Annotated in this window: 3 protein-coding genes and 1 pseudogene; all 4 read left to right on the top strand. The window is 63.7% G+C overall.

Features of this window, described 5'->3' with window-relative positions:
• Positions 1-280: cytochrome c oxidase subunit 3 (locus tag EOA24_RS36895; protein ID WP_133374845.1), on the top strand; the 280-nt coding region annotated here is incomplete at its 5' end.
• Positions 281-395: 115 nt separating this feature from the next.
• A complete protein-coding gene (locus tag EOA24_RS36890) occupies positions 396-782 on the top strand; it encodes a DUF983 domain-containing protein (protein ID WP_112125877.1) in 387 nt (128 codons plus the stop codon).
• Positions 779-1,534, top strand: coding sequence for an SURF1 family protein (locus EOA24_RS36885; RefSeq protein ID WP_189343206.1), 756 nt, complete (start codon positions 779-781; stop codon positions 1,532-1,534). The genes EOA24_RS36890 and EOA24_RS36885 overlap by 4 nt, the downstream gene beginning before the upstream one ends.
• Positions 1,535-1,609: 75 nt before the next feature.
• Positions 1,610-1,746, top strand: a pseudogene (locus tag EOA24_RS36880) (4-hydroxy-3-methylbut-2-enyl diphosphate reductase); the annotation flags it as partial.

Genomic DNA, 1,746 nt, shown 5'->3' with positions numbered 1-1,746 from the left:
GGCCTACGAGTACATGCACGCGCCCTTCGCGTTCAAGGAATCGATCTACGGCGCCACCTTCTTCATGGCGACCGGCTTCCACGGCTTCCACGTCATCATCGGCACCATCTTCTTGGCTGTCTGCCTGGTGCGCGCCATGCGCGGCGACTTCACGCCGAAGCAGCATTTCGGCTTCGAGGCGGCCGCCTGGTACTGGCACTTCGTCGACGTGGTCTGGCTGTTCCTGTTCAGCGCCATCTATGTCTGGGCGTCGAACGGCGCGCTGATCGAAGGCCACTGATAGAGGGCAATTCAGGGAAAGCGCGTAGCGGTTTTCCGGAATTGCTTGGAGCGACGGGCGGCCGCGGCGACGTGGCCGCCTTATCTTTTCAAGCGAAAGGGTCTACGGTGCCGGTATGAGCGAAGACAAGGCGATCTGGCCCCCCATTGACCCGATCTCGGCCGGCCTGCATGGCCGCTGCCCGCGCTGCGGCGAGGGCAAGCTGTTCTCGGGCTTCCTCACCGTCGGCAAGCGCTGCTACAATTGCGGGCTCGACTATTCCTTCGCCGATGCCGGCGATGGGCCTGCGGTGTTCGTCATCCTGATCATCGGCTTCCTCGTCGTCGGCCTCGCATTGTGGATGGAGGTGACGTTCAGCCCGCCGCTTTGGCTGCACTTCATCTTATGGATACCGCTGGCGCTGGTGCTCTGCTTGACGGCGCTGCGCCTGATCAAGGGCGTGCTGATCACCTTGCAGTACTCGAAGAAGGCCTCCGAGGGCAGACTGGAATCCCACGAATGACCGAGGCGACCGGTTCGGCGGCCGGCCGTTCGCGGCCGCGTTCGGCGTTGCTCATCGGCCTCGGCCTTGTCCTGTTCGCCATCCTGATCGGGCTCGGCACCTGGCAGGTCCAGCGCCTGCACTGGAAGGAAGACCTGCTCGCCACCATTGACAAGCGCACGCATTCCGCGCCGTTGCCGCTGGCCGACGTCGAGCAGCAATTCGCCGCCTCCCGTGATGTCGATTACACCCCGGTGACGGTGACGGGCACCTTCCTGCACCAGGGCGAGCGGCATTTCTTTTCCACCTGGGAAGGCGAAAGCGGCTTCAACGTCTACACGCCCCTGCAACTCGAGGACGGCCGCTTCGTGCTCGTCAACCGCGGCTTCGTTCCCTACGACCTCAAGGATCCGGCCAAGCGCCGACAGGGCGAGGTCGCCGGCAAGGTGACGGTGACCGGGCTTGCGCGCAATCCGCTTCCCGCAAAACCGTCGATGATGCTTCCTGACAATGATGTCGCCAAGAACATCTTCTACTGGAAGGACCGCGATGTCATGGCGGCGACCGCCGGCCTGCCGGCCGGGTTCGTGCTGGTTCCGTTCTTCATCGATGCCGACAAGACGCCGAATCCCGGCGGCCTGCCGGTCGGTGGCGTCACCATCATCGACCTGCCGAACAACCACCTGCAATACGCGGTCACCTGGTATGGCTTGGCCGCCGCTCTCGCCGCCGTCCTGATCCTGAGTCTGCGCCGCCCGGCGAAAGAAGCGTGAAACGGCCGCTCTTGACAGGGCAGGGGTGCGCACCTCATTTCCCTCCAGCTTTCCGACTGAACCGGCCTGAATTTGATGATTGAGAAAAAGCCACCGCTGACGATCAGGCTCTGCCAGCCGCGCGGCTTCTGCGCCGGTGTCGACCGCGCCATCCAGATCGTGGTGCTGGCGCTGAAGAAATACGGCGCGCCGGTTTATGTCCGCCACGAGAT

This window comes from Mesorhizobium sp. M2A.F.Ca.ET.039.01.1.1 (assembly GCF_003998035.1).
Classification (GTDB): domain Bacteria; phylum Pseudomonadota; class Alphaproteobacteria; order Rhizobiales; family Rhizobiaceae; genus Mesorhizobium.
Note: the sequence above shows the minus strand (reverse complement) of the source record. Positions and strands in the feature narration are given on the sequence as shown.